At 64.4% G+C, this 24,112-nt stretch carries 19 protein-coding genes and 1 tRNA gene; 11 read left to right on the plus strand and 9 right to left on the minus strand.

Annotation, left to right across the window (positions count from 1 at the left end):
* Window positions 1–222: 222 nt before the first annotated feature.
* Together F2P45_RS06180 and F2P45_RS06185 are read right to left on the minus strand one after the other, a co-directional pair.
* Complete coding sequence (locus tag F2P45_RS06180; protein WP_166871490.1) at window positions 223–693, minus strand: peroxiredoxin; 471 nt, start codon at window positions 691–693, stop codon at window positions 223–225.
* A gap of 233 nt (window positions 694–926) precedes the next feature.
* On the minus strand, window positions 927–1,307 hold the full coding sequence (locus F2P45_RS06185) for an Mth938-like domain-containing protein (RefSeq protein ID WP_166871491.1): 381 nt from the start codon (window positions 1,305–1,307) through the stop codon (window positions 927–929).
* A 237-nt stretch (window positions 1,308–1,544) separates the two neighbouring features.
* Here F2P45_RS06185 and F2P45_RS06190 point away from each other — a divergent pair, with 237 nt between their 5' ends.
* Together F2P45_RS06190 and F2P45_RS06195 are read left to right on the plus strand one after the other, a co-directional pair.
* Window positions 1,545–2,774, plus strand: coding sequence for a pyridoxal phosphate-dependent aminotransferase (locus F2P45_RS06190; RefSeq protein WP_166871492.1), 1,230 nt, complete (start codon window positions 1,545–1,547; stop codon window positions 2,772–2,774).
* 22 nt (window positions 2,775–2,796) lie between these two features.
* A complete protein-coding gene (locus F2P45_RS06195; RefSeq protein ID WP_166871493.1) occupies window positions 2,797–4,119 on the plus strand; it encodes a homoserine dehydrogenase in 1,323 nt (440 codons plus the stop codon).
* A gap of 166 nt (window positions 4,120–4,285) precedes the next feature.
* Here the strand turns inward: F2P45_RS06195 and F2P45_RS06200 are convergent, their stop codons facing one another.
* From F2P45_RS06200 to F2P45_RS06210, 3 genes are all read right to left on the minus strand, one after another.
* Window positions 4,286–5,452, minus strand: coding sequence for a DUF3103 family protein (locus F2P45_RS06200; RefSeq protein ID WP_166871495.1), 1,167 nt, complete (start codon window positions 5,450–5,452; stop codon window positions 4,286–4,288).
* A 114-nt stretch (window positions 5,453–5,566) separates the two neighbouring features.
* A complete protein-coding gene (locus F2P45_RS06205) occupies window positions 5,567–7,015 on the minus strand; it encodes a sensor histidine kinase (RefSeq protein ID WP_166871497.1) in 1,449 nt (482 codons plus the stop codon).
* Window positions 7,016–7,024: 9 nt separating this feature from the next.
* Window positions 7,025–7,720, minus strand: coding sequence for a response regulator (locus F2P45_RS06210; protein WP_166871499.1), 696 nt, complete (start codon window positions 7,718–7,720; stop codon window positions 7,025–7,027).
* Window positions 7,721–7,864: 144 nt separating this feature from the next.
* Between F2P45_RS06210 and F2P45_RS06215 the strand changes: the two genes are divergently transcribed.
* The 5 genes from F2P45_RS06215 to F2P45_RS06235 all read left to right on the plus strand — a co-directional run bounded on the left by F2P45_RS06215 (window position 7,865) and on the right by F2P45_RS06235 (window position 14,027).
* On the plus strand, window positions 7,865–8,941 hold the full coding sequence (locus F2P45_RS06215; RefSeq protein WP_166871501.1) for a porin: 1,077 nt from the start codon (window positions 7,865–7,867) through the stop codon (window positions 8,939–8,941).
* A 94-nt stretch (window positions 8,942–9,035) separates the two neighbouring features.
* Window positions 9,036–9,980 (plus strand): tripartite tricarboxylate transporter substrate binding protein, encoded by a 945-nt coding sequence (locus F2P45_RS06220; protein WP_166871502.1) that lies wholly within the window; start codon window positions 9,036–9,038, stop codon window positions 9,978–9,980.
* 26 nt (window positions 9,981–10,006) lie between these two features.
* Window positions 10,007–11,098 carry an ABC transporter substrate-binding protein gene (locus F2P45_RS06225; RefSeq protein ID WP_166871504.1) on the plus strand — a complete coding sequence of 364 codons (1,092 nt, stop codon included), beginning with the start codon at window positions 10,007–10,009 and terminating at the stop codon, window positions 11,096–11,098.
* A gap of 63 nt (window positions 11,099–11,161) precedes the next feature.
* Entirely contained in the window at window positions 11,162–12,928 is a 1,767-nt protein-coding gene (locus F2P45_RS06230) for an ABC transporter permease (RefSeq protein WP_166871506.1), read from the plus strand.
* A 22-nt stretch (window positions 12,929–12,950) separates the two neighbouring features.
* Window positions 12,951–14,027: an ABC transporter ATP-binding protein gene (locus F2P45_RS06235; RefSeq protein ID WP_166871508.1), complete on the plus strand. Its 1,077-nt coding sequence runs from the start codon at window positions 12,951–12,953 to the stop codon at window positions 14,025–14,027.
* 164 nt (window positions 14,028–14,191) lie between these two features.
* On the opposite strand, the gene F2P45_RS06240 is transcribed toward F2P45_RS06235, so the two are convergent.
* A complete protein-coding gene (locus F2P45_RS06240; RefSeq protein ID WP_166871510.1) occupies window positions 14,192–14,986 on the minus strand; it encodes a DUF2145 domain-containing protein in 795 nt (264 codons plus the stop codon).
* Between the two features lie 2 nt (window positions 14,987–14,988).
* Window positions 14,989–15,402 (minus strand): hypothetical protein, encoded by a 414-nt coding sequence (locus tag F2P45_RS06245; protein WP_166871511.1) that lies wholly within the window; start codon window positions 15,400–15,402, stop codon window positions 14,989–14,991.
* 142 nt (window positions 15,403–15,544) lie between these two features.
* On the opposite strand from F2P45_RS06245, the gene F2P45_RS06250 reads away from it, so the two are divergent.
* From F2P45_RS06250 to F2P45_RS06260, 3 genes are all read left to right on the plus strand, one after another.
* On the plus strand, window positions 15,545–16,279 hold the full coding sequence (locus F2P45_RS06250; RefSeq protein WP_229421833.1) for a helix-turn-helix domain-containing protein: 735 nt from the start codon (window positions 15,545–15,547) through the stop codon (window positions 16,277–16,279).
* A gap of 61 nt (window positions 16,280–16,340) precedes the next feature.
* A complete protein-coding gene (locus tag F2P45_RS06255; protein ID WP_166871514.1) occupies window positions 16,341–18,227 on the plus strand; it encodes an MFS transporter in 1,887 nt (628 codons plus the stop codon).
* Window positions 18,228–18,354: 127 nt separating this feature from the next.
* Window positions 18,355–20,586 (plus strand): ATP-binding protein, encoded by a 2,232-nt coding sequence (locus F2P45_RS06260; RefSeq protein WP_229504937.1) that lies wholly within the window; start codon window positions 18,355–18,357, stop codon window positions 20,584–20,586.
* On the opposite strand, the gene F2P45_RS06265 is transcribed toward F2P45_RS06260, so the two are convergent.
* Window positions 20,583–22,115 carry a hybrid sensor histidine kinase/response regulator gene (locus F2P45_RS06265; protein ID WP_166871516.1) on the minus strand — a complete coding sequence of 511 codons (1,533 nt, stop codon included), beginning with the start codon at window positions 22,113–22,115 and terminating at the stop codon, window positions 20,583–20,585. The two genes, F2P45_RS06260 and F2P45_RS06265, sit on opposite strands and share 4 nt — an antisense overlap.
* 14 nt (window positions 22,116–22,129) lie before the next feature.
* Window positions 22,130–23,632, minus strand: a complete 1,503-nt coding sequence (locus F2P45_RS06270) for an ATPase domain-containing protein (RefSeq protein ID WP_166871517.1) — start codon at window positions 23,630–23,632, stop codon at window positions 22,130–22,132.
* A gap of 239 nt (window positions 23,633–23,871) precedes the next feature.
* On the opposite strand from F2P45_RS06270, the gene F2P45_RS06275 reads away from it, so the two are divergent.
* A tRNA-Pro gene (locus F2P45_RS06275) sits at window positions 23,872–23,948 on the plus strand.
* Window positions 23,949–24,112 lie beyond the last annotated feature (164 nt).

The raw sequence follows: 24,112 nt of genomic DNA on the forward strand, positions 1-24,112 counted from the left end.
GAGGATAGCCCGGAGGCGTCGGCGCAGGCGGCGCTTGTGGCGGCGGGCTCGATGCGGCTGTGCGAACTAAGGGGGTGGTGGTCGGGCCCGGCATAGTGGCCGGGCCGGCAGGCCGCCAGATTGGGATGATGCTGGAAACGGAAGGTGTGACTCAAAATGGCTGGTGCAATCGGTTCTGCTGCGGGTTGATCGACAGGGTCCCCTGGATAAGAAATGTCCCTCTCAAGGTTGGCTCTTTACAAACTCCAGCACGTCCTCGGCGTGATTAGGGACTTTCACGCCTCTCCATTCTTTCATCAATTTACCATCAGCGTCAATTACAAACGTGCTGCGTTCGACGCCGCGCACTTGCTTACCGTACATATTCTTCATTTTCATCACACCGAACTGGAGGCACATGGCTTCTTCCGGGTCGGAAATGAGTTCGAACGGCAGCCCGAGCTTGGATTTGAAGCCTTCGTGCGAGCGCAGCGAATCGCGGCTGATGCCGTAGATGTCGGTGCCGGCTTGCTGGAACTGTTCGTGCAGGTCGCGGAAAGCGATGCTTTCGGTGGTGCAGCCCGGTGTGTTGTCTTTTGGATAAAAGTACAGCACGGTGTAGCGGGCGGGGCGGCCGGACAGCTGGAACGGCTTGTCGCCCGTCATGACGGCGGAGAAGTCGGTAAAAGGTGCTGCAGTTTGGCTATCAGCCACAGGTTCTCTCCTGAAGGTGAGTCAGCGCTGATTTTATACCCCGCAGCGCAACAGGGGAAATGTGTTTGGGCGCAGCAGATATGGGGGCGGAGTGCCGGATTGCAAGTAGCGGAGTGACGGCTGGGTCGCCCTGTCGTTACCTGTTGCACCGTCCGCGCCGTCGTTCCCGTGGGGGCGCCCAGCCCTGCGCGGGAACGACGGTCCTTAAAGCTGGCGGTCGTCGCAAGCGTGGGTTATCGCGCTTCGCCCAGGATCAGGGCCAGGGTCACCTTGCGTCCCTCGCCCATCAGGATGTTATAGGTGCGGCAGGCGGCCTTGTTGTCCATGCATTCGCAGCCGATGCGGCGCTCGAGCAGTGCGGCGATCAGTTTCGGATGCACGAAGCGCTGTTTGTCGCCGGTGCCGAGAATGAGCACGTCCGGCTGGTCGGCTTCGATTTTCTCGAAATGCTCGGCCGTGAGCGCCTCGAAACTGGCGACGGGCCAGGGGCGCGGGGGCGTCTCGGGCATGACCAGCAGGCTGTAATCGAAGCGCTGGGCGTTGATTTCGACGCCGGTATCGTCGTAACCGGTCACGGTCTGGTATTGTTGGGTGGGGCTGGAATGGAGCTTCATGGCATGGGCACAAAATAGGTAATGCAGGGTTCTTTGACACTGCGCGTGGCGTTAGCATGCCACAAAGTCCAGTAAACCGCGAATTTTCGCGAAATTGAGGTGCAACGGACGCCAAAGCGCACCATGTCGCGTGTTGTTGCCGATTCGGCAGCAAGCGAAGGTTGCTTAAATTATCTCCTTTCGGCAAAATGGGTCTTTTTCGCACTGCAACAAAGCGCCACTGAACAGGGAAATATTTTGCGACCGATTCTGAAATCGAACAAGCTCGACGACGTCTGCTACGAAATCCGCGGCCCCGCGCTGGAGAAATCCAAGCAGATGGAGGAAGAAGGCCACAAAATCATCAAGCTCAACATCGGCAACCTGGCCGTGTTCGGTTTTGACCCGCCGGACGAGATCGTGCAGGACATGATCCTCAACATGCACGGCGCCGCCGGCTACACCGATTCGAAAGGCATGTTCGCGCCGCGCAAGGCCGTCATGCACTACACCCAGAGCAAGCACATCTGCGGCGTGACGATCGAAGACATCTACCTCGGCAATGGCGCCTCGGAACTGATCGTCATGGCCATGAACGGCTTGCTCAACACCGGCGACGAAGTGCTGGTGCCGGCCCCGGACTATCCGCTCTGGACCGCCGCCGTGAGCCTGTCGGGCGGGAACCCGGTGCATTACATCTGCGACGAGCAGGCCGGCTGGTACCCCGACATCGACGACATGCGGCGCAAGATCACCAGCAACACCAAGGCGATCGTGGTGATCAACCCGAACAACCCGACCGGCGCGCTGTATCCGCGCGAGATCCTGCTCGAGATCATCGAGCTGGCGCGCCAGCACCAGCTGATCATCCTGGCCGACGAAATCTACGACAAGGTCCTGTACGACGGCGAGCAGCATGACTCGATCGCCGCGCTGGCCGACGATGTGCTGTTCATTACCCTGAACGGCCTGTCGAAAAACTACCGTTCGTGCGGCTACCGCGCCGGCTGGATGGTGGTGTCGGGCGAAAAACGCCACGCCAGGGACTACATCGATGGCCTCAACATGCTGGCCTCGATGCGCCTGTGCGCCAACGCGCCGGGCCAGTTCGCGATCCAGACCGCGCTCGGCGGCTACCAGAGCATCAACGACCTGGTAGGTCCCGGCGGGCGCCTGCTGCGCCAGCGCGACATGGCGCACAAACTCTTGACCGATATTCCGGGCGTGACCTGCGTGAAGCCAAAAGCGGCGCTGTACATGTTCCCGCGCCTCGACCCCGTGATGTACCCGATCGCGGACGATCAGCAGTTTGCCTACGACCTGCTGGCCGAAGAAAAAGTCCTGGTGGTGCAGGGAACGGGCTTCAACTGGATCGCACCGGATCACTTCCGCCTCGTGTTCCTGCCCAATTCCGACGACCTGACCGACGCTTGCGGCCGCATTGCGCGCTTCCTTGACGGCTACCGACGCCGCCATGGGCGCGGCTGATACCTCTTCCAGATAAAGAACTATGAAACCCATCAAAATCGGCCTGATCGGCCTTGGCGTAGTTGGCGCCGGCACCTTTAACGTCCTTAAACGCAACCAGGAAGAAATCCGGCGCCGCGCCGGCCGCGGCATCGAGATTGCCATGGTCGCGGTCCGCAACGTGGAGCGCGCGCGCGCCATCGTCGGCACCGACTGCGAGCTGGTGACCGACCCGGACCTGGTGCTCAACCATCCGGATATCGACATCGTGGTCGAACTGATTGGTGGCAACGACACCGCCAGGAGCCTGGTACTGAAGGCGATCGACAACGGCAAGCACGTGGTCACCGCCAACAAGGCGCTGCTGGCGCTGCACGGCAACGAGATTTTTGCCGCGGCCCAGGCCAAGGGCGTGATGGTGGCGTTCGAAGCGGCGGTGGCGGGCGGCATCCCGATCATCAAGGCGCTGCGCGAAGGCCTGACCGCCAACCGCATCGAATCGGTGGCCGGCATCATCAACGGCACCACCAATTTCATTCTGTCCGAGATGCGCGACAAGGGCCTCGATTTCGCCACCGTGCTGAAACAGGCGCAGGAACTGGGCTACGCCGAAGCCGATCCGACCTTCGACATCGAAGGCGTGGACGCCGCGCACAAGGCGACCATCATCGCCTCGATCGCGTTCGGCATCCCGGTGCAGTTCGACAAAGCCCACGTGGAAGGCATCAGCAGCCTGCAGGCGATCGACATCCGCTACGCCGAGCAGCTGGGCTACCGCATCAAGCTGCTGGGGATCACCAAGCGCGCCGTGGTCGATGGCGTGGAAGGGATCGAACTGCGCGTGCATCCGACCCTGATTCCGGCCAAGCGCCTGATCGCCAACGTGGAAGGGGCGATGAACGCGGTGCTGGTGCAGGCCGACGCGGTCGGCGCCACGCTTTACTACGGCAAGGGCGCGGGCGGGGAGCCGACGGCGTCGTCGGTGATCGCCGACCTGGTCGACATCACCCGCCTGGCCACGGCCGATCCGGAATGCCGCGTGCCGCATCTGGCGTTCCAGCCGAACCAGATGACCAACGTGGCGATTTTGCCGATGTCGGAGATCACCACCAGCTACTACCTGCGCGTGTACGTGAAGGACCAGCTGGGCGTGATGGCGGACCTGACGCGCATCCTGGCCGACGCCAGCATTTCGATCGACGCGGTGATGCAGAAGGAGCCGGGCGAAGGCGAGACGCGCACCGATATCATCATCCTGACGCACCAGACGCAGGAAAAGAACATCGATGCGGCGATCGGCAAGATCGAGGAGCTTGGCGCGGTGGTCGGCAAGGCGGTCAAGATCAGGCTTGAAAACCTGAGTTAATGCCGCTCGCCCCCGCCGAGGACCGCCCTGGCGCGGGGCGACCAGCCTTCCACCGCACTTCGCAAGCGAGCTGCGCCACCTTGCTGGCGCACGCACCACCGCTGTCCACCCCGCTAAAGCCGTACACGCGCGTTCCCGGCGCCGCCCGTGGCGCCGCGAGCGTGATTTACTGCGCGCGCAGCAGATACGGCGACAGCGTCACCGTCGCATTGTTGGCGGCGCCGCGATGGTTGTCGTAGGTGCGGCCACGTTCGATGGTGTAGAACGAGTCGACGTAGTCGTCATCGTTGCTGAACCAGCCGGCCGGCATGGCTTGCAGGATCGCCGTGGCGACCTGGCCGATGACGGCGTACGAGGGTGCGAACACGCCGAGGATGGCGCTCACGCTTTGTCCCAGGGCCACCGCCAGGTCCTTGTAGTTGGTGTTGTCGTCATGTTCGAACAGCTGGATGTTGGCTGCGCCGTAGCGGTAGCTGCTCCAGAAGACCATGATCTGGTTCGGCGTGTAGCTGGTGCCGGCGTAGTCGAGGTAGGGCATGTCGACCACGCTCAGTTCCGCCTTGGCCTGGTCGGGCTGTACCCCGGAGACGATGGCGAAGACTTCGGCCGGCCCCGAGACCCAGGTTTCCTGGCTGTTGGCGAGGCTGACCCGGTCCAGGCGCGTGGTGTCGATGTCGGCCGCGGCCACGCTGGCTTTGGCCATGGGCGCGACCGATTGCAGGCCGGCTGCGCGCAGGCTGCGGTTAACGTAGGCCAGCCCGGCGCGCATGTCTTCGCGCGCGTTGATGCCGACGATCAGCACCGGCATTGCCGGCGGCGTGCGCGCGTCGAGCAGCTGCACCTGGCCCAGATGGTCGAATGCCTCGACGTCGCTCCATTCGGCGCGTTTGCCGGCGGGCGCATAGGCGACCAGCAGGCCGCTCATGTCGCGCGGCGCCTCGGCTCCCGGCGGCAGGTAGAGGCGCACTTCGAGCAGGTTTTTGGCATCGCGCGCGATGGCTTTGTGCTCGCGCACGCGCTGGTCCAGGAAGCGCAGTTTATCGGCGCTGGCCCTGGTCTGCGCATCCGGCTGGCGCACGTCGTCGAGCAGGGTAGTGAGCATGACCGCCTTGTCGTCGCCGGCGAGGCGCCGGTCCAGCGCTGTTGCGAACTGCGGGTTGGCCAGCATGCGCGCCACGTTCCAGGCGCTGTAACGCTTGGCCTGGTCGACCAGCGTGGTGTGGCCGCCGCGTGGTTCCTGGTACTGCGCGCTCAAGCGGTCCGCCGCGCCCGCGCCGCCGATCGCGCCGCCCGCCAATACGATGCCGAGTAATGCTTTTTGAATGAACTGCATGCCTGCTCTCCGTTTCTTGTTGTTGAGATGTGCTGTAAATACAGCGCTATCAACATTAGCACCGGGGGCGCCGGCTGACTGGCAGTTTTACGTGTCTGTATTGAATCCGCAATCTTATGCGGCCGAATTGAAGCGAATTGTGATCTTCAGCCCCGGCCCCGCGCTGGCGCCGGCCAGGCTCACGTCGGCGCGATGCAGGCTCGCGACTTCGCGCACGATGGCCAGGCCCAGGCCAGTGCCGCCAGGGTTGGTCTCGAGCGCGCCCGACGACCGGTAAAACGGGGTGAACACTTTTTCATGCTCGTCGTCGGCAATGCCGCAGCCGCTATCCTCCACATCGAGTTGCACTTTGGCGCCATCGACCCTGACCCGCAGCGCCACCTTGCCGCCCGCCGGGGTGTAGCGGATCGCATTGTCGACCAGGTTGGTCACCAGTTCATGCAGCATCAGCTCCTGGCCGTCGACCCGCGCTTCTTCAAACGCGTCGAGCGAGAGGTCGATCCGCTTTTGCACGGCCGGCAGCGCCATCTCCAGCCCGACCTGGCGCACGATGGCGGTCAGCGAGACCGGCGCCATGCCGGCCGCTTCGCTGCCATGCTCCACGCGCGCCAGGGTGAGCAGGCGGTTGGCCAGGTGCACGGTGGCGTCGGTGGTGGCCGCGATCGACTTGACGATCTCGCGCATCGCCGCCGCGTCGTTTTCGCGCAGCGCCAGTTCGGCCTGCGTCTTGAGCACGGTGAGCGGGGTGCGCAACTGGTGCGAGGCGTCGGCGATGAAGCGGCGCTGGCTGGCGATCAGGTTGTGCATGCGCGACATGGTGCCGTTCATGGCCGCCACCAGCGGGCGCACTTCCTTGTGCACCAGCGCCTGGTCGACGTCCGACAGGTCGTTCAGGGCGCGGTTTTCGACTTCGATCTTCAGCCGCATCAGGGGCCGCAGCACCAGCCGCACGGCGAACCACACCAGCGAGGCGACCGCCAGCACCATCACGGCCTGGCGCAGCAGCGTATCGAACAGGATCTTGCGCGACAGGCCGCGCCGCGCGTCGAGCGTTTCGCCGACCTGGATCAGGGCGATGCCGCGCATCGAATCGTCGTACACCGGCTGCAGCAGGGCGGCGATGCGGACCTGTTCGCCGTTGTAGTCGGCGTGGTAGAAGCGCACCAGCGCCGGATAGGCTTCCGAACGGGGCACGTTGGCCGGCACCGGCGGCAGGTCGTCGAAGCCGGAGACGGTTTCGCCATCGATGCCGCTCACTTTGTAGTAGATGCGCCCCAAGGTATCGGTTTCGAACGAGTCGAGCGCCACGTAAGGCACGTCGGCCACCACCTTGCCTTCCTTGATGGCGACCCGCTCGGCCAGCGCGCGGGTGGACGCCAGCAGCGAGCGGTCGTACGCCAGGTCGGCCGCGTCGAGCGCGTTGTCGTACACCGAGACCGCGTTCAGGGCCACCAGCAGCACCAGCGGGATGAGGAGCCAGCGCAGCAACTGGCTGCGCAGGCTGCCCAGCGGCGCGGCGCCGATCCGGCGGCGCAGGGTGGCGTACAGCGGCGTCATGGTCATGGCGCGCTGTCAGCCTGGATGATCGCGCGGCTGCAACAGGTAGCCGATGCCGCGCAGGGTGGTGATCGCCGCCGCGCCCTCCTGGACGCGTTCGAGCTTCTTGCGCACGCGGTGGATATACAGCTCGATGGCGTCGAGGTTGGCGTCGTCCTCCAGCGCGAAGACTTCATCGAACAGCTTTTCCTTCGATACCGCGCGTCCGGGGCGGGTGATCAGCGCTTCGAGCACCGCATGTTCGCGCGGCGTGAGCGCCAGCGCCGCGCCGCCGTACGCGAACATGCGCGTATTGGTGTCGAAACTGAGCGCGCCGCACTGGTGCACCAGGGCTTCGCTACCCTGGCTGCGGCGCAGCAGCGCCTTGACGCGCGCTTCGAGTTCGGCCAGTTCGAACGGCTTGGACAGGTAGTCGTCGGCGCCCAGGTTCAGGCCCTGGACCCGCTCTTCCAGGCCGCCGCGCGCGGTGAGGATCATGACTGGGGTCTTGGCGCGCGCGCCGCCACGGGCGCGCAGGCGGCGTAGCACGTCGAGGCCGTCCATCTTCGGCAGGGTCAGGTCGAGGATGACGAGCGCGTAGTCCTGCGTGTGCAGCAGGGCGTCGGCGTCGGCGCCGTTGGCGGCGCATTCGACGGTCAGGTGGGCGTCGCGCAGGGCCTTGGAAAGCCAGTGCGACAGTTCGATGTGGTCTTCGACGAGGAGTATGCGCATGCGGGCAGTGTAGCCCCAAGCGCGCAAAAATGCCCGGGCTGTGTGGTCTGTGGGGTACATGCGCTCACTGAAAGCCAATTGAAAGGATGGCGAACATATAGTGGCTCCAGTACCACATAAAACATAAAAACTCAGGAGACAAGAATGAAACCATCCGTGCTTACGCTCGCGCTGGCGGCCGCCCTGCCGGCCGCTTTGGCGATATCGAGTGCCGCCCAGGCCCAGTCCAGCGTGCAGATTTATGGCCTGATCGACGCCGGCGTCGACTACACCACCAATACCAACGCCGCCGGCGACAATGCCACCCGCGTCATCTCGGGCGGTAAAAACACCTCGCGCTGGGGCCTGCGCGGCACCGAAGACCTGGGCGGCGGCCTGAAAGCCGTGTTCGGGCTGGAAGGCGGCATCCTGATGGATACCGGCGGCGCCGACGGCGCCCTGTTCAAGCGCCAGGCCTACGTGGGCCTGGACGGCAGCTTCGGGCGCGTGGTGATCGGGCGCTCGTTTACCACCACCTACGACTTCGTGATCCTGTTCGACCCGCTCGGCTACGCGCCGAACTACTCGTGGGCCACCTCGTCGAACGCCACCGGTTCGTCCAAATACGGCATGACGACCGCTTTCGACAACCTGGTCAAATACTCCGGCAAGACGGGCGACTTCAAATACGGCGCCAGCATCGGCGTGGGCGAGCAGGCGGGCAGCAGTGCCGACAGCCGCAAATATTCGGTGGCCAGCTCCTGGACCCGCGGCAGCTTCGCGGCGATGGCGGCCTACGAGCAAATCAACGCCAATACCCTGGCCGGGACCGGCCGGCGCGACCAGACCACGGCCTTCCATGCGGCGCTCGATTACAAGACCGCGGCGATGCGCCTGACCGCCGGTGCGCGCGACTACACGCTGGAAGCGGCCAAGGCGGCCACGCCCGACGTGCGCGCCACCACCTGGTGGGGCGGCGCGAGCTGGTACGCCACGCCGGCGGTGACCCTGACTGGCGCGGTGTATTACGTGGACGTCAAGAACGTGGCCGCCAATGCCGACGCCGATCCGATCATGTACGTGGCGCGCGGCATGTATGCGCTGTCCAAGCGCACCGACCTGTATGTGGCCGCAGCCTACGCCAAGGCCGACAACGGCAAGCTGGTGGGACTGTCGCGCGACGACGCCGGTTTCGGCACGACCCAAAAGGGGCTCACGGCCGGTATCCAGCATCGCTTTTGATACATCTGCTGATACCGCTTCCGATGCATTTCGCATGACTGGCGGGGCTATCATGCTTGTTCGATCGCCGCGCCCGACCAGAGAAGCCACCGCCATGAAAATCCTGTTTTCCACCTTGATTGCCTGCGCTAGCGTGCATGCCGCCGCCGCCGAATGCATCGTGCCGTCCAAGCCGGGCGGCGCGATGGACCTGACCTGCAAGCTGGCGCGCGAAGGGCTCAAGGGCGACGCCAGTGCGCCGGCGCTGCGCCTGTCGTACCTGCCGGGCGGGATCGGCGCGGTGGCCTGGCACACCATGGCGGCCCAGCGCGGCAGCGAGAAAGATACGCTGGTCGCGTTCTCGGGCGGCTCGCTGCTCAATCTGGCGCAGGGCAAGTTCGGCAAGGCCAGCGAGAACGACGTGCGCTGGGTGGCCGCCCTGGGCGCCGACTACGGGATGATCGCGGTGCGCTCCGATTCGGCCTTCCGCAACCTGGCCGACCTGCTGGACGCCTTGCGGCGGGCGCCGGAAAAGGTGCTGATCGGGGTGTCCGGCACGATCGGCAGCCAGGACTGGATGAAGATGGCGCTGCTGGCCAAACGCGCCGGGATCGATCCGAAGGTGCTGCGTTTCGTGGCGCTGGAAGGCGGCGGCGAGGCCTTCACCGCGATGCATGCGAACCATGTGCAGGTGGTGTCGGGCGACGCCTCGGAAGCGAGCCTGTACTCGGGCGCCGGCAAGGTGCGGGTGCTGGCGGTGCTGTCGGAACAGCGCTTGTCGGGCGTGCTGGCGCAGGCGCCGACCGCGCGCGAGCAGGGCGTGGACGTGGTGTGGCCGATCATCCGCGGCGTGTGGATGGGACCCAAGGTGGCCGATAGCGAGTACCAGCGCTGGGTGGCCAGTTTCGAGCGCATGACGGCCAGTCCCGATTTCGACAGGCTGCGTTCGGCGCACGGGTTGTATCCGTTCACGCTGACCGGCCAGGCGCTGACCGATTACATTCACAAGGCTGTCGCCGACTACAACCGGCAGGCCAGGCAATTCAAATTGATTCGCTAAAAACACAACAACAATCTGGAGACAGCATGACTATCAAACGATCCCTTATCTGCGCAGGCATTGCGCTCATCTTCGCCGGCAGCGCCCTGGCACAGGTCCCGGCGGGCTACCCGGCAGATTACCAGAAGATCATCGACGGCGCCAAGAAAGAGGCCAAGCTGGTGATCTACTCGGCCACCGACAGCAAGGCAGCGCAGCCGCTGATCAAGGACTTCAACGCGTTGTATCCCGGCGTGAAGGTCGAATACAGCGACATGAATTCGACCGAAGTGTACAACCGCTTCATTTCGGAAGCGGCGGCCGGCGGCAACACGGCCGACGTGGTCTGGTCGTCGGCGATGGACCTGCAGATGCGCCTTGCGTCCGAGGGCAATGCGCTCAAGTACCGGTCGCAGGAAGCGGGCAAGCTGCCGGCATGGGCGGTGTGGAACGACAGCGCCTACGGCACCACCTTCGAGCCGGCGGCCATCGTCTATAACAAGCGTATCCTGACCGGTAACGAAATACCGAGGACGCACGCCGCCTTTGCCGCCATCATCAAGACGGAAAAATTCCGCGACAAGGTCACCACTTACGACATCGAAAAATCGGGCGTGGGCTTCATGTTCATGACCGCCGATGCGCGCGAGAACCCGCAGTTCGGCGAGCTGCAAAACGCGTTCGGAGCGGCCAAGGTGCGCGTGCAGTCGTCCACCGGCACCATGCTCGAACGGATCTCGTCGGGCGAAAACCTGATCGGCTACAACGTGCTCGGCTCCTACGCGCTGGTGCGCGCCAAGAGCGATCCGTCGCTGGGCGTGGTGCTGCCGGCCGATTACACCCTGATCATGTCGCGCGTCCAGTTCATCAACAAGGCCGCCAGGAATCCGAACGCGGCCAAGCTTTGGATGGATTACCTGCTGTCGGTGCGCGGCCAGACCGTCATCGCCAACGAGTCGAAGCTGTTTGCGATCCGCGCCGACGTCACCGGCGAAACCACCTCGGCGGAACTGATCAAGATCATCGGCGAAAAGAACGTCAAGCCGATTCCGGTGCACCCGTCGGTGCTCGAGTACCTGGCGCCGGCCAAGCGCATGGCCTTCCTGAAGCAGTGGAAAGACACCGCAGGGAAGAAGTAAACCCAGTAATCGCCGGCACGGTGGGCCAGCGCCCGCCTCCCTCATCCCAAGATCGGACCTGACATGACCACCTTATCATTGCGGGCCACGCGGCTTAACTGGCCGCGCGGCCTGGTGGTGACGCTCGCCTGCGTCGCCATCTTCCTGCCGCTGTATTTGATTTTTTACCAGAGCTTTTTGTCGGCGCCATTCTTCATGCCCGAAAAAACCCTGGGCTTCGAAGCGTACGCCTTCATTTTCGACGACCCGGACTTTACCCAGGCCTTCAAGAACGGCGCGATCCTCGCCACGGGCCTGGCCGCCATCGCGGTGCCGCTGGGCGGCATGCTGGCCTTCCTGATGGTGCGCACCGACCTGCCGGGGCGCAGCTGGATCGCGCCGATGCTGCTGGTGCCGATTTTCGTCTCGCCCATGGTGATGGGCTTCGGCTACGTGGTGTCGATGGGGCCTGTCGGCTTCTATTCGGTGTGGGCCAAGCAGCTGCTCGGCTTCATCCCGTGGAATATCTATTCGTTTACCAGCATCGTCGTCATCGCCGGGCTGACCCACGTGCCGCACGTATACCTGTACGCTTCCTCGGCCTTGAAGAGCCTGGGCTCGGACGTGGAAGAGGCGGCCCGCGTGGCCGGCGCCTCGCCGCTGCGCGTGATGATGAACGTGTCGCTGCCGATGATCATGCCGGCCCTGGCCTACGCCGGCGTGCTGGTGTTCTTCCTCGGCTTCGAAGTGTTCGGCCTGGTGCTGGTGCTGGGCGACCCGGAAGGCCACCTGGTGCTGGCCACCTACCTGTACAAGCTGACCAACAAGATGGGCACGCCCTCGTACCACCTGATGGCGGCGGTGGCGGTGTGCCTGGTGATGGTGACCATGCCGCTGGTGATGATCCAGCGCTGGCTGCTCAAGTCGGCCAACAAGTACGTGTCGATCAAGGGCAAGGGCGCGCGCCAGAAGGCGATGCCGCTGGGCCGCTGGAAGTGGCTGGCGTTCGCGCTGCTGGCCGGCTGGCTGCTGGTGACGATCATCCTGCCGCTGTCGGGCATCGTGCTGCGCTCTTTTGTACAGAACTGGGGCGAAGGCGTGGTGCTGTGGGATGTGCTGACCCTGCAGCACTTCCGCGACATCCTGGACCAGCATTCGCTGGTGCGCGGGATTATCAACACGGTGCTGATCGGCGTGATCGGCGGCGCTTTGGCGGTGGTGTGCTACACGGCCATCGCACTGGCGATGCACCGCAAGCCCGATGGCATTACCCGCATGCTCGATTACAGCGTGCTGGTGCCGCGCGCGGTGCCGGGCCTGCTGGCCGGCCTGTCGTTCCTGTGGGTGTTCCTGTTCGTGCCAAGCTGGCTCGATGGGATGCTCAAGGCGAGCGGGTTCGGGCCGCTGCTGTGGCTCAGCGAGCATGCGATTCCGCTGCTGCGCGAAGTGCGCTCGACCATTTTCGCCCTGTGGCTGGCGTATTCGGTGGTGTGGCTGGCCTACGGCATGCGCCTGATTTCGGCCGCGCTGCTGCAGGTGGGGCCGGAACTGGAAGAGGCGGCGCGCGCGGTGGGGGCGACCCGCGGCCAGGTCACGCGCGACGTGACGCTGCCGCTGATCAAATTCGGCATGCTGGGCGCCTGGCTGATGGTGTTCCTGATTTTCGAGCGCGAATATTCGACCGGGGTGTACCTGCTCACGCCGGGCACCGAAGTGATCGGGGCCATGCTGGTGTCGCTGTGGGCCGGCGGTTCGACCGACCTGGTGGCGGCACTCTCGTTCATCAATATCACGCTGGTGGCCATTGGCCTGGGCATTGCGCTGCGCTTCGGCGTCAAGCTGCATCAATAAAATATCTAGAACGGAAATCATCATGAATGAATTGACTGTCAACGACCTGCATCTCGATTACGGCACCGGCGCGCAAGCCAATCAGATACTCAAGGGTGTATCGATGCACCTGCGGCGCGGCGAAGTGGTGGCCCTGCTCGGGCCTTCGGGCAGCGGCAAGACCACCTTGCTGCGCGCCGTGGCCGGGCTGGAAAGCCCGAAGAGCGGCACCATCGACATCGGCGAGCGGCGCGTGTTCGACGGCGCGCGCAAGTTCGAGATGGCGGCCGAGCACCGCAGCCTGGGACTGGTGTTCCAGTCGTACGCGCTGTGGCCCCACAAGACCGTGTTCGACAACGTGGCGTACGGCCTGACCCTGCGCAAGATGGGCAAGAGCGAGATCGAGGCCAAGGTCAAGGACGTGCTGGGCCAGCTGGGACTGGGCCACCTGGGCGAGCGCTATCCGCACCAGCTCTCCGGCGGCCAGCAGCAGCGGGTGGCGATTGCGCGCGCGCTGGTGTACAACCCGCCGGTGATTTTGCTCGACGAACCGCTCTCGAACCTGGACGCCAAGCTGCGCGAAGAGGCGCGCGCGTTCCTGCGCGAGCTGATCGTGCGGCTTGGCCTGTCGGCCTTGATGGTGACGCACGACCAGGGCGAGGCGATGGCGATTTCGGACCGCATCCTGCTGCTCAATAACGGCAAGATCGAGCAGCAAGGCTCGCCACAGAGCATGTACGAGACGCCCGAGACCCTGTTCACCGCCGAATTCATGGGCAGTAACAACCGCCTGCAAGGCCAGGTGGTGGCCGCCAACGATGGCGCGGCGACGGCGACGGTGACGGTGATGGTCGATGGCGTGCGCATGCAGGGCACGGCGCGGGGCGCCCGCAGCGGCGGCGAGGCCACGCCGCTGATCCGCGTTGAGGATGTGAAGATCAGCGCCCAGCAGGTCGACAACGCGTTGGAGCTGCCGCTGTTGACCTGCATGTACCTGGGGGATCGCTGGGAGTGCCTGTTCAAGCGCGGGGAGTGCAGCCTGCGCGCGTATTCCAAGTACCGGCTGGAGGCGGGCAGCTACTGGCTGCACATGCCGCCCGAAAAGCTGTGGGTGTTCTGAACTGGGTTAAGTAAGTGCACATAAATTCTTGTCATTTCCAGCTTCCATAAGCGGCGCCTTGCTGCGTTGCCCACCGCTAGCAGTGCTCGCACTGCTAGCGGCGTGCGCCTTGCCAGGCATCCGCTTCTGTTCGCTATAAATGACAATAACTTCTGCACACGTACTTAGCGGATGCCGACCACGCTCTCGGTGACGGCGGAATCGCGCTTCTTCACGAAGCGCACCACCGATTCGACGGTGACGATGTCGATCTGGCCGGCGATGCGGCGGCCCAGCGGATGGTCGTCGAAGGCCACGTTGGCGCGGAACACGCGCGCGCCGAGGCGCTTGACCGACGGCACCCAGATCGTGTCCGGCGCGTAGCCGGCCTGCTTGAGCCAGGACTGGGCGGCGCCGCGGTCTTCGATGGCCGATTCGCTGGCGGCGTAGGTTTCGAGCACCCACTGGTTGGAGTTCTGGTACTTGGTCGAATACGGGAAGGCCAGCATGTTGTAGTGCGCGCCGTGCAGGCGTGCCGGCGCCCCGGAGGCCAGCATGGCGGCGATGCGCTTCTGGCTTGGCGCGCCCGGGATCACGATCTGGCTTTCGTAGGCGAACAAATCGTCGAGGAAGAAGTTGGCCAGGCCCTGGTCGAACACCTTGGAGCTGGCCGTGCCGCACTGGTTCAGCAGGTGCACCACGGTCCAGCGGCCCTTGGGATGGTCGCGCCAGGCGTAGGCCATGTGCGAGTAGCGCAGGTCGTATTTGGACAGATCCTGGCCGACGCGCGCGATCAGCGCCACCTCGGCCCCGGAGGCGTCGAGGGCGGCGCTGGTGTTTTCGGCCAGCTTGACCGCCTTGACGAAGCTGTCGGCATCCTGCGCGACCTGCTCGCAGGCGGTGCCGGCGTGCGCGCTGTGCAGCGGCGCGGCAAGCGCCAGGACAAGCGCAAAGACGAGACCTCGACCGAAGCGCTTCATGCTCAGCCCTTCGCGCCGTTTTGCGAGTGATGCAGCAAGCCCTTGCCGATTTCGGTCGGGATGAAGGCGATCACCTTGCCGGCGGCGATCAGCACATGGCCGCTGGCGGTGGCGGTGACCGTGACGGTCTGGCCGACCAGGTTCGAAAAGCCCCTGGCGCCATCGCCACTGAATTTGACGGTGGCGGTGGAGCCGTCGGCGACGTTCTTGAAGACCACCATGGTGCCGTCGGCGACCGTTTCCACGCTCTGCGCCACCACGCTGCCCCCGACGGCCACCACCAGCATACTTCCGAACACCACGTTGCCCGATACGTTGCTGGCCGACGTGGACAGGTTAGAGCCCTGGGCCTGCGCGGCCGGATTGGCGCCGAGCAGGGCGCAGGCGATGGCGACGATCATCAGCTTGGTTTTCATGCTGTTCCTTCATATATGAGTAGCCGGGTTGGCAAGCACATCTTACGCAAGATTGGCCTTCGCTAAATGACATGATAGGTCGTATCGCTTTTATTGCGAATAAGTATTAATATTTGCTACCAGAATTCAGAGGGATACGGAAATGCCGCACGCAATTACACTTGTCGACACCTTGAAGCGCCTGTTGAAGGGGCGCGGCATCACTTACGGCGACCTGGCCGGACGGATCGGCATGTCGGAGGCCAGCGTTAAGCGTATGTTTTCACAGAAGAATTTCACTTTGCAGCGGCTCGACGAGATCCTCACGGCGACCGGCATCGAGTTCGACGAACTCAGTGCGGCGCAGTCGGCGCCGACCCTGATTTCGCACCTGACCCTGGCGCAGGAGCGCGAAATCATCGGCGATCCGCGCCTGCTGGTGGTGGCCGTGTCGGCCATGAACCACATCTGCTTCGACGATATTGTGCGTTTTTACGACATGACCGAAGCCGAAGTGACCAAATATTTGCTGCGGCTGGACCGCATCGGTTTTCTGGAGCTGCTGCCGAATAACCGGGTCAAGCTGCTGATCGCGCGCACCTTCGGCTGGATCGCGAATGGCCCGATCCAGGGCTACTTCCGGCACGAGGCGGCGGCCGACTACCTGAACTCGCGCTTCGATGGCGAAGATGAAGTCATGCGGCTGGTGAACGTGATGCTGTCGAAGCAGTCCGGCGCGGCGCTGCTCGAACGCCTCAAGCAGGTGGCGGCCGAATTCGCGCAGCAGCACCAGCACGAAACGCGCCTGCCGTTCGACCAGCGCCACGCGATCAGCTTCATCGTGGCCGCGCGGCCGTGGGTACCGCAGGCCTTCAAGGCCTTGCTGCGCCAGCCGTGATTACCCTGCCGATGAACAGCCACTTTTTTTGCCACATCAAGACCCTGAGAGAACGATCAGCATGAGTCAATCCAGCCAGTTTTCCCTCCTCGCGCAGCGCCGCTTCGCGCCGTTCTTCTGGACCCAGTTTCTCGGCGCCTTCAACGACAACGTCTTCAAGACGGCCTTGCTGGTGATATTGACGTTCGAAGCGGCCAGCTGGACCACGATCGATCCGGCCATCCTGAACAGCCTGATTCCGGGCCTGTTCATTTTGCCGTACGTGGTGTTTTCGGCGACCGCCGGGCAGATCGCCGAAAAGGTCGAGAAAGGACGCCTGGCGCGTTTTGTGAAGATGCTGGAGATCGCCATCATGCTGGTGGCCGGCATCGGCTGGATGACGCACACCCTGTGGCTGCTGATCGCCTCGGTGGTCGGCATGGGCGTGCATTCGACCCTGTTCGGCCCCGTCAAGTATGCCTACATGCCGCAGCACCTGAAACCGGAAGAGCTGGTCGGCGGCAACGGCGTGGTCGAAATGGGCACTTTTGTGGGCATCCTGCTCGGGCAGATCCTGGGTGCGGCGCTGGTGTTAAAGCCCAACGGCCTGGTGCTGGTGGCCGGCGCCACCATGTTCTTCGCAGTCGCTGGCCTTGCGGCCAGCTACCGCATTCCGCACTCGCCGGCGCCGATGCCGGACCTGAAAATCAATCCGAACCCGTTTGCCGAATCGGTGCGCAACATCGGCCACGCGCGCAAGAACCGCACCGTGTTCCTGTCGATGCTGGGTAATTCGTGGTTCTGGTTTTACGGCGCCATGATCCTGTCGCAGTTCCCGCTGTACGCCAAGAATTTCCTGCATGGCGACTACAGCGTGTTCGTGATGCTGCTCACCGTGTTCTCGGTCGGCGTCGGCGTCGGCTCGCTGTTGTGCGAAAAGCTCTCGGGCCACAAGGTCGAAATCGGCCTGGTGCCGTTCGGTTCGATCGGCCTGTCGCTGTTCGGTATCGACCTGTATTTCGCCAGCATGGGCTACGTGCGCCCGGCGCTGGAGGTGGACATGATGGGCATCCTGGCGCAGGCGGGCGTGGCGCGCGTGCTGTTCGATATTGCGATGGTGGGCGTGTTCGGCGGCCTGTTCATCGTGCCGCTGTTCGCCCTGATCCAGACGCGCTGCGAGCCGGCCCACCTGTCGCGCACCATCGGCGGCATGAATATCCTGAACGCGCTGTTCATGATCGGCGCGGCCGGCCTGGCCATTGTGATGATCAAGCTCGATTTCACGATTCCGCAGATGTTCCTGGCCACCGCGATCATCAACGCTGTCGTGGCATTGTATATCTTCTCGCTGGTGCCGGAATTCCTGGTGCGCTTCGTGGCCTGGATGCTGATCCACACCATCCACCGCGTCAAGACGGTGGACGTGGACCGCATTCCCGATGAAGGCCCGGCGGTCCTGGTGTGCAACCACGTCAGCTATGTCGATGCGCTGGTGATCGGCGCGGCCAGCCCGCGTCCGATCCGCTTTGTGATGGACCATAAGATCTTCAAGATGCCGCTCATGGGCTGGCTGTTCCGCACCGCCCGCGCCATTCCCATCGCGCCGGCCAAGGAAGACCCGTTCCTGATGGAGAAGGCATATATCGACATCGCCCAGGCGCTGCACGAAGGGGACCTGGTGTGCATCTTCCCGGAAGGGCGCCTGACCTCGACCGGCGAGATGGGCGAGTTCCGCGGCGGGATCGCCAAGATCGTCGAACGCAGCAAGGTGCCGGTCATTCCGATGGCGCTGCGCGGCCTGTGGGGCAGCCTGCTCACGCGCGATCCGGCCAATCTGTTCGAGCGCACCTTCGCGCGCGGGCCGCGTTCGCGCCTGGCGCTGGCGGTCGGCGCGCCGGTCGCGCCCGAAGACGCCACCCCCGATTACCTGCACCAGCAGGTGCTGGCCTTGCGCGGCGACTGGAAGTAGGGCCGCTTGACCGGGCCGCAAGAATGCGTGAGAAAGTGGATATAATTGCAACCGTACGGCATTTTGCCACTTCTTCCGTTTTTCAAAGGCCGCAGCATTCCATGAACAGTCTTTCGCCGCCGCTGCCATGAAAATCCGCGCTTATCTCGCGCTGATGGTCGCGGCGATCCTGATTCCGGTCATCCTGTTCTCGACGATTTCGCTCAACATGCTGCTCAAGGCCGAGCGCGAAGCGGCGCTCAAGGGGGTGCGCGAAACGGCGCGCATCTCGCTGGTGAGCATCGACCGCGAACTGACCAACACCCAGAGCGCGGTGCGCATGCTGGCCACCTCGCCGCACCTGGCGCGCGGCGACCTGGCCGGCTTCTACGAGCAGGCGCGCTTCGCCGACAAGGTGGGCGCCACCTGGACCGCGCTGCTCGACGAGCGCGGGCAGCAGCTGATCAATACCGCAGTGCCGTTCGGCGCACCTCTGCCTGGTCCGGACGCGGCCCTGCGCGTGGCCCAGGTGCTCGATGCCGGCACGCCGCAAATATCGAACCTGATTCGCGGCGTCGTCACGCAAGCCTTGCTGGTGGTGGTCGACGTGCCGGTCACCACGCCGGACGGCATGCGCTACGTGATCGCGCAGGGCTTCAAGATCGACCACTTCAACGGTGTACTGACCCAGGTGAACGCGCCGCCGACCTGGCTGGCCGGCGTGTACGACCGCAACGGCATGACGATTGCCCAGACCTACGGAGGCGGCGCGGCGGGACGCGGCGACACCCGCCCGGACCTGCGCGAAGCGATCCGCAGCAAGACCATCGGCGTGATCCGCAACGCCAGCGACGACAACATGAAGCTGTACACGGTGCTGGAACGCTCGGCGCTGTCCGGATGGACGGTGGCCGTGGGCGTGCCGGAAGCCGAAATCGAATCGGCGGCGCGCAGCGCGCTGATGGTCTCCATTATCGGACTGGCGGCGGCGGTGTGCTGCGCCGCCGTCGCCGCCGTGTTCTTTGCGCGCCGGCTGTCGCGCTCGATTCGTCAGGTGGCGCGCTCGGCGCATGCGCTCGGCGTCGGCGGCGTGGCGGCCCGCAGCGGCGTGTCGGGCGTGGCCGAGGTGGACGAAGTGCAGGCGGCGATTGCGGCGGCGGCGGCGGTGGTCGAGCAGGAAAAGCAGTCGCGCCTTGCGGCCGAAACCGAGCGCGAGATTCTGTTCGAGCGCGAACACGAGGCGCGTACCAGGGCCGAACAGCAGAACCGGGCCAAGGATGAATTCCTGGCGATGCTGGGGCACGAACTGCGCAACCCGCTGGCGGCGATCGTGAATGCGACCACCGTGATGGCCCATCCGGGCATGCCGGCCGCCGCCAATGAACGCGCGCGCGAGATCATCACGCGCCAGAGCGGGCACCTGAGCCGCATCGTGGACGACCTGCTCGATATGGGGCGGGTTCACTCCGGGAAAATCCTGCTGGAGCGGCGCGCGCTGCGGCTGGACCAGGTGATCGACAATTACATGAGCACCCTGCGCGCGTCGCAGCGCTCGGCGCGCCATGAGCTGCGCGTCGATAGCGTGCCGGTGTGGGTCGATGGCGACCCGACCCGGCTCGAGCAGATCGTCTCCAACCTGCTCGACAACGCACTCAAATACACCCCGGCCGGCGGCACGATTTCGGTGAACGTGACCAGTGAGGGCGACGACGCGGTGCTGTGCGTGTCCGATTCCGGCATCGGCATTGCGCCGGAGCTGATGCCGTACGTGTTCGACCTGTTCGTGCAGGGCGCGCGTCCGCTCGACCGCGCGCAGGGTGGCCTTGGCGTCGGGCTGGCGCTGGTGCGGCAACTGGCGCTGATGCACGGCGGCCAAGTCGACGTGCGCAGCGCCGGCATGGGCCTGGGCAGCAGTTTCGAACTGCGCCTGCCGCGCGTGCAGCCGCCGCAGTCCGAGGTGAGCGTGCCGGCGCCGGCGCCATCGTCGCGCCAGCGCGTGCTGCTGATCGAAGATAACGAGGACGGGCGCGAGATGATGGCCATGATGCTGGAGGCGCAGCAGTACCGGGTCGACACCGCCGTCGACGGTGCCGACGGCCTGCGCCAGGCTGGCGCGGCGTGCCCCGACATTGCGCTGGTCGATATCGGCCTGCCGGGCATCGACGGCTATGAAGTGGCGCGGCGCATGCGGGCCGACCCGGCCACCAGCAAGGTGCGGCTGGTGGCGCTGACCGGCTATGGGCAGGACAGCGACCGCGAACGCGCGCTCGGCGCGGGATTCGATGCGCACCTGGTCAAGCCGGTCGACATGGCGCGCCTGGTGGAAGCGCTCGAGAGCGGCGCGCCCGCCTCGCCGCGGCTGGCGAAAACCGACGGCTAGCCAATCAGGCGCAAGCCCTGCGGCCTGGCCAGGCGGCCGTCGGCCAGGCGCTTGATTTCGTCGAAGTTGACCGGCTTGATGAGGTGATGGTCGAAGCCGGCGTCGAGGGTGCGCTGGCGGGCGTCGCTCTGGCCCCAGCCGGTGAGGGCGATCATCAGCACCGATTGCGAACCGGGTTTGAGGCGGATGCGGCGCGCCGCTTCGTAGCCGTCCATGCTCGGCATGCCGAGGTCCATCACGATCATGTCGGGCATGCCCTGTTCCACCGCCTGCACCGCCTCAAAGCCGTCGTAGGCCGTGGCGACGTTACAGTTTTCCATTTCGAACAGCGCCTGCAGCGAGTCCGCCGCATCGCGGTTGTCGTCCACCACCAGCACTTTGGGCCGCTGGTCGGGCGAGCCGATGATGTCGGCCATGGGCGCGGGATGGGCCGGACGCGCTTCGCTCACCACCGGCAGGGTGACGATAAACTCGCTGCCCTTGCCAAGTCCCTCGCTGGCGGCGCGCACGCTGCCGCCATGCATTTCGGCGAACTGGCGCGACAGGCTCAAGCCGATTCCGAGACCGCTGGCGATCTGGCCCGAGGGCGGGCGGCTTTGTTCGAACATGGCGAAAATGCGCTTGACGGCGGCCGCTTCGAGCCCGATGCCGGTATCCTTGACGTAGATGTTCAGGGCGCCGAATTCGACCTGCCCGCGCACGCTGATGTAGCCGTCGGCCGGCGTGAACTTGACCGCGTTGGAGACGATGTTGGCGACAATCTGCACCACGCGCGCGTAGTCGGCGTAGAGCACCACGTCGTCGGGCGGCATGGCCACGTCGATCTTGATGCGCTTGGCCGCCGCGGCGGCCGAGCACAGTTCGGTGACGTGTTCCATCACCTGCGCAAAGGTGGTGTAGTCGCGCTGCAGTTCGATCTTGCCGCTGTTGATGCGGGCCACGTCGAGCAGGTCGTCGACCAGGCGCGTGAGATGGGTCACCTGGCGCTCGATCACGTCGCTCACCTTTTTGACGGGCGCCTGGTCGGGATACAGGTGATTGAGTACGCTCATCGAGGTGCGGATGGGCGCCAGCGGGTTACGCAGTTCGTGACCGAGGCTGGCCAGGAATTCATCCTTGCGGCGGTCGGTCTCGCGCACCTGGTACTGCTTTTCGCGCGCGCGCAGCACCGATTGCAGCGACGTGATGAGGGTCAGGGTACGCACCGGGCGCTCGAGCAGGGTGACGTTGCCGAGGGCGCTGATGGCCTGGCGCACGCTGAGCGAGTCGGGACCGCGGTGCGTGAGCAGCACGATCGGCAGGTCCGACCAGTTGGGCTGGCGCTGGACGAATTCGCCGAGCGCTTTGAGGCCGCCGTTCGACAGCGCTTCTTCGACCGTGAGCACGGCGCCGACGCCGATCAGGAGCTCTTCGGAGAGCCGCTGGACGTTTTCGGTGACCAGGTTGTCGACTTGCGCGAGGGTGAGCATTTTCGATGCCAGCACCGCGTCTTGTCCGGTCGGGGCGTAGATCAGGACACGTTTTTCCATAGGCCGCTTTTCGCTTATCCGTTTTCGTCGTCGAACAGCACGTGGCACTGGCTGTCGTCGAAGGTGGGAACACCGGTCAGGATGCCGTGGAAGCTGGTCAGCACTTCGCCCACCTGGATGCCCTTGCTGCTCATCGAGAACAGGCGGATGGTGCGTTCGTGCAGGCCGACGCGCTTCTTGAATACCGAGATGGCCTGGCGCACCTTGCCGCGCGCTTCGAAGTAGCGCAGCATGATGACGCTGTCGGCGATGTAGCTGGCGTCGACCGTGGTGCTCATGTTCGAGCCGATCACGCCCGCCTGCACGCCGACCAAGATGGTGACCACGCCGCGCTGGCCCAGGTAGGTCAGCAGCTCGTGCATGTGGGTGGCGAGGAAGCGCTCGTCGGGCATCGCCTTCAGATAGCCATTGAGGCTGTCGATGACGATCACGCGCGCGCCGCCGGCTTCGGCATCGGTCACCGACTGCATGAATTCGCCGGGCGCCATTTCGGCCGGGTCGATCTGCTTGATGGTGAGCAGGCCGCTGTCGATCGCGCCCTGCAGATCGATACCGAGGCCGGTGGAGCGCAGCAGCAGGTTGTTGGCCGCTTCCTCGAACAGGAACATGGCCGCTTTCTGGCCGCGCTGCGTGGCCGCATACACGTACTGCGCGCACAGCGACGACTTGCCGGTGCCCGGTGGGCCGGAGAGCAGGGTGCTGGTGCCTTCATCGAGGCCGCCGCCGGTGAGGGCGTCGAGCTGCGCGATGCCGCTCGAGAGCTGTTTGCGTTCGGTGTGCACGCGCGTGTGGGCGGCGATCAGGCGCGGGAAGACCACCAGGCCGCCGGTGACGATTTTGTAGTCGTGCGAGCCGCCGCGAAAGGCGATGCCGCGGTATTTGACGATGCGCATGCGGCGCCGTTCGGAGCCGTAGTCCTGGTTGATCAATTCGAGCGTGATGACGCCATGCGCCACGCTGCGCACCTGCAGGTCGCCGGACAGGGCGGTGCGGTCGTCGAGGAACAGGGTGGTGCAGCCTTTGCCGGACAGGTACTGCTTGAGCGCGAGCACCTGGCGGCGGTAGCGCAGCGGGCTTTCGGCCAGCAGCTGCAGTTCGGAGAGCGAATCGAGGACGACGCGGGTCGGCTTGTATTTTTCGATGGCGTCGAGGATGCGCTGGGTGGTCATGCCCATCTCGATTTCGGACGGGTGGAAAATGGTGAACTGGTGGTCGGGGTGGAGGATGTTCTCGTTGGGGATGATGTCTTCGACGTGGATGCCGTCCATCGACCAGCCATGCGACTGCGCCACCGCCTTGAGCTCGACGCGCGTTTCGGCGAGGGTGATATAGATGACCGATTCGCCGCGCCGCACGCCTTCGTACAGGAACTGGAGGGCGAGCGTGGTCTTGCCTGTGCCGGGCTCGCCTTCGATCAGGAACAGGCGGTCACTGGTGAGGCCGCCGCCGAGAATGGTGTCCAGTCCCGGGACGCCGGTTGAAAGAAAGCGGCTGGTGTCGCTGTTCTGTATTTCCATGGAGGGGATCTCCGTTTTTCTCATCGTAAATTTCGTTAATTACAACACTGTTTGAGAAATAGTACCTGAATGTCCTTTTGGTCGTAGTTCTGTACGGAAGCAAACCGCTAGTAGAGTTGTAGGTAACGCGCAGTGTTGGTAAGGAGTTTGAGGCAGCGCAAGGTGCGTGCGGGCGCACGGGAGGGATGCGATTTTGTGTCCCAAAAACGCAAGATGCTCTGATATAATTCGCAACTCGTCGGGGCGTAGCGCAGCCTGGTAGCGTACTTGCATGGGGTGCAAGGGGTCGAGTGTTCGAATCACTCCGTCCCGACCAATAGAATCAAAGACTTAGCAGAAGCCGGCACATGCCGGCTTTTTGTTTTCCTGCTCCGTGCCTTACCGGTGCCTTAGATTTAAGGCGTGCCTTAGCGCTGGCGTGACGGCTGTCTGTCCAGCGAGCATCGCAGCGTGGAATTTTGAACTAACGATGGGCCGTCA

The sequence above is a fragment of the Massilia mucilaginosa genome (assembly GCF_011682145.1).
Classification (GTDB): domain Bacteria; phylum Pseudomonadota; class Gammaproteobacteria; order Burkholderiales; family Burkholderiaceae_D; genus Telluria_A; species Telluria_A mucilaginosa.